Here is a 3782-nt window from a genome sequence, read left to right as displayed (position 1 = left end):
CTCCGTGAGACCGCCCCGCACCACCCAAGTTCCGCTGTGCTCCCGCCCCTCGTAGAAAGCCAGGCCCGGATAGCGAAATCCTGTTGAAGTACCGGAGATTGGTCATGCCTGCGTGTGGTCCACCGCGTCCCGTGGACTCACCTCGAAGACGAGCCGGTCCTGAATTGCCGCCAGGGCGGCGTCAACTTCCGCCGCCGAGGCGCCCTCGACCACGACGAAGCCGTGCCGGTCGGCCGACCAACAGACCGGGGTGATCTCGGCCCCCGGGCGCACCGACAGGCGCGGCAACGACCTCCAGAGCGGCCACCGCCTCATCCCAGCCGGCGATCGACACCAGTCGGCCCGGCGGCTCGATGATTACGTGCTGCATCCCGGCGCTCCGCGACAGAGGGCGCAGGGGGCGGGGCTCATCGGCCAGGACGTCGTCGACGTACATGCCGTAGAGCTCCAGGCCAGGACGTGCATACTCGGTCATCGTGGGGAGGAAGGCGCCGTCCGGCCGTGCGTGGATCTCGCCGAGCACGATGCCGGCCGGACTCAGCCAGAACTCCACATGGAACAGCCCATGGGTGAGGCCTACTGCAAGAAGGGCCTTCTCGACCTGGGTGTGAGCCTCCTCGGAGCGGTGGCGCGGACAAGCCAGCCGGGATGCGGTGACCTGTCTCCACGAACCGCGGTCCCACTGACTTCTCGGTCAGCGCCACCACAACGGGCAAGCCCGCCATCGTCAGGCCCTCAGCGGAGTACTCAGGTCCGGAGACGAACTCCTCGACTACAAACGGCACCCCGCGGGCCGCCCGGCGAGGGCAACAGCCAGGTCTGACGGCGACCGGACCAGGTCGATGTGCGCGCTGCCCATGCCGTCGCGTTGTTTGACGATCCAGGGACCAGGCGCGGTCAGGTCCAGGAACTCCCGGGCTTGCTCTTCCCGGGCGGCACCGGCCGGGTCCGACCGGACGCCGTGCTCGGCGCCCGCCAGCAGCGGCAGCAGCCAGCCGAGCCGGTCAGGCTGGGTGATCGACCAGGTGAAGACTGTGGTCCCGTTCTCCTCACTCCTCTGCTCGGCCACCCCGTTGGACTCCGCCTCCCGGGTCCACCCCGTACCTGCCCTTCCCCTGCAAGGGTGGCGTCTGCGACACCTGCCACGCCGCCCGGGGCACTGCGAGCGAGAGCTTTCCGGTCTCCTCGGCGTTGACGGTCGACTTCGACAGCTGACACGGGGCGTGCCGTCGCGGCCCGTTCCGAGACAGGGAGAACGACCGGCGCGTCGCTCAGACCGACAAGGTCAGTCGCGGCACACCGGGCGCTTCGAATCCGAAAACCTGCCCGTAGGCGGAGAGTTCGGCGTTCAGGCAGGCCACCACGGTGTCCGCTCTGCGGAACCCGTGCCTCTCCCCAGCGAAGGCGAGGTAGGCGTGCGGCACGTCACCGCCACGCAGCCGTTCGAGGAACCGTTCAGCCTGCCGCGGGGGGCAGATCGTGTCCTCTAAACCCTGCATGATGACGAACGGGGCCCGGACTTGGGCGGCCCGACGCAGTGGCGAGACCCTCACGTAGCGTTCGGCGGCCGCCGGCCAGGGACCCACCAGGCTGTCCAGGTAGCGCGACTCGAAGTCGTGTGTCCCCCGGTCGCGCCACTCCTCCGGATCCAGCAGCGGGTAGTAGATGCCCGCCACCCGGTACAGGTCAGGTTCGGCGGCCAGTGACGCGGCCGCGGTCCACCCGCCCGCGCTGCCGCCGCGGATGGCGATGCGCTCGGGATCGGCGAGCCCCCGCGCCGCCAGCCCGCGCGCCACGGCTGAGCAGTCCTGCACGTCGACCACGCCCCAGTTGCCGCGCAGCCGCTCGCGGTAGCGCCTGCCGAAGCCTGTCGAGCCGCCGTACTGCACGTCGACGACTCCGATGCCGCGGCTGGTGAAGTAGGCGATCTCGTAGTTGACCACCAGCTGGCTGCGGGTGGTAGGCCCACCATGCGCCTGTACCACGAATGGCGGCGCCTCCTCTCGCGGCGCGGTGAAGCCGGGGTTGTGCGGCGGGTACACGAACGCGTGCACGTCCTCGCCGTCCTCGTTGCGGAAGATCTCGTGGCGGCCGTGCGGCAGCCAGTCCGCGTGCTCGGGTGACCCGTGCTCCAGGTCGGGACCGCGCAGGACGTCGAGCCGGGGCGTGTCCGCGGGCGTGTCCAGGTCGACGAGAACGACCGTGGAGTGCTGGCGCGGCCCGGCCGCGGTGCCCGCGATCCGGCGGCCGTCGGTCGCCAGCGCCGACCACTCGGTGTACGGCGTGGGTACGTCGCGCAGGGATCCGCCTCGCTCCAGGACGGCGAGCCGACGCTCGCTCGTCCCGTGCACCACAAACAGGCGTCCGTCGTCGGCAGGCAGAAACCACCGGGCACCGATCCGCCACAGGGGCTCCCCGAACTCCTCCGCCCGCGGGCACAGGCAGCGGCCGGCGCCGTCCGGGCCGATCTCGTGGATGTTCCACCAGCCGTCCGGGTCGCTCAGGACGTACATCACGCCGGGCCGGTCCGGTGCCCACTCCACCTGGCCGACCGAGATCCCCGGGCCGCCCGCCACCCGCCGGGCGGGCCCGAGGGTGCCGTCGGGCCGCACCGGCGCGCACATCACGTCCGTGGTGTCCCACGGCATGTGTGGATGGTCCCAGCCGATCCAGACCGCCTGGCCGCCGTCCGGCGACACCTTCGGTCCGGTCATGAAGTGGTGACTCGCAGCGAGGACGCGCACCGCAGCCGGGTCCTCCGCCGCGCTGCCGTCAAGGGGCACGGCCACTAGCTCGCGGAGGACCCGAGTACCCGCCGGGTCGGCCAGTGTCTCGCGCAGGCACCAGACCTCCTCGCCGACCCTGGTGAAGTCGGCGTAGCGCGCTCCGGCGGCGAACCCGGGCTCGGGCGTGAGCGGCCCCGGTTCGGTACCCGGAGCAGACCGGTACACCCGCTGGTCGTACCCCTGCGTGAAGACGAACCCGGCGGAGGGGGCCGCGCCGAGGGCGAGCCACGGGCGCCCGCCGTACTCGATGACCCGGGAGCGGACGTCCCACGCGTCGCCGAGGATGTCGAGGACCGTTCCGTCGGCGGCACGGCCGACCAGTGCGGCGCGTCCGCCCTCCACGGGTCTTCCCTCGGTCCACCAGACCTGATCGCCGACGAAGCCGACCCACTCGGCGCGGGCCTCACTGGCCGCCGCGTCAGCCGCCCGGATCGGTGAGGTCCAGGTTCCGTAGGGGGCGGTCCGCACCGTCGACCGGTCGTCCCGCGAGCTCACGGTTGCCATGCCTTGCCTTTCTTGTACGAGTGTTTCCGCTGGTGGTGATGGCCGTTCGGTCCGGACGTCCGCGTGCACCGGCCGTTCGCCACGGCTGCCCGCTCTTTCCGGCCATTTCGCCGCTGTCGCCTGAACGCGAGGGTGCTGGTCAGCCTGCGGGCGCGAACAGCTCGGCCTGGGCAGCGTCGCAGGTGGTCCGCAGGCCACCCCGCACGATTGCTTCCCTGCCCAGGGCCGTCGGCAGGATCCGCGTGCGCACCGGCGACAGGGTGGCCAGGGACGCCTCGGCCCGGGAGGCGAGCACGGTTCCTCCCGCGTGGCCGATCTCGCCGCCGAGCACGAGGCAGCCCGGGTCGTACACCGCGGCGACCGCGGCGACCCCGACGGCCACCCGCGCGGCGAGCGCGTCGAGGAAAGCAGCGCCCGCTCCGCCCCGGTGTTCCGCGGCCACCGCCGCGCGGACGGCGGCGTGGGCGGCGCCGCCGCCGCCCGGGGGGGGCC

At 72.2% G+C, this 3782-nt stretch carries 4 protein-coding genes and 1 pseudogene; all 5 read right to left on the bottom strand.

Annotated features, from left to right (window positions below):
• Positions 1 to 102: 102 nt before the first annotated feature.
• Positions 103 to 255 carry a hypothetical protein gene (locus ACFWN1_RS32210; protein ID WP_384369949.1) on the bottom strand — a complete coding sequence of 51 codons (153 nt, stop codon included), beginning with the start codon at positions 253 to 255 and terminating at the stop codon, positions 103 to 105.
• The gene (locus ACFWN1_RS32205; RefSeq protein WP_384369952.1) at positions 182 to 553 is read right to left on the bottom strand and encodes a hypothetical protein; all 372 of its coding nucleotides are present in this window, start codon (positions 551 to 553) and stop codon (positions 182 to 184) included. The genes ACFWN1_RS32210 and ACFWN1_RS32205 overlap by 74 nt, the downstream gene beginning before the upstream one ends.
• 219 nt (positions 554 to 772) lie before the next feature.
• Positions 773 to 1069, bottom strand: coding sequence for a hypothetical protein (locus ACFWN1_RS32200; RefSeq protein ID WP_384369946.1), 297 nt, complete (start codon positions 1067 to 1069; stop codon positions 773 to 775).
• A gap of 202 nt (positions 1070 to 1271) precedes the next feature.
• On the bottom strand, positions 1272 to 3290 hold the full coding sequence (locus ACFWN1_RS32195; protein ID WP_384369943.1) for an alpha/beta hydrolase family protein: 2019 nt from the start codon (positions 3288 to 3290) through the stop codon (positions 1272 to 1274).
• A 139-nt stretch (positions 3291 to 3429) separates the two neighbouring features.
• Positions 3430 to 3782, bottom strand: a pseudogene (locus ACFWN1_RS32190) (ROK family transcriptional regulator); the annotation flags it as partial.

This window comes from Streptomyces sp. NPDC058459 (assembly GCF_042721685.1).
In the GTDB taxonomy this organism is placed as follows: Bacteria; Actinomycetota; Actinomycetes; order Streptomycetales; family Streptomycetaceae; genus Streptomyces.
The sequence above is the reverse complement of the archived record's forward strand: the minus strand, read 5'-3'. Positions and strand labels throughout refer to the sequence as shown.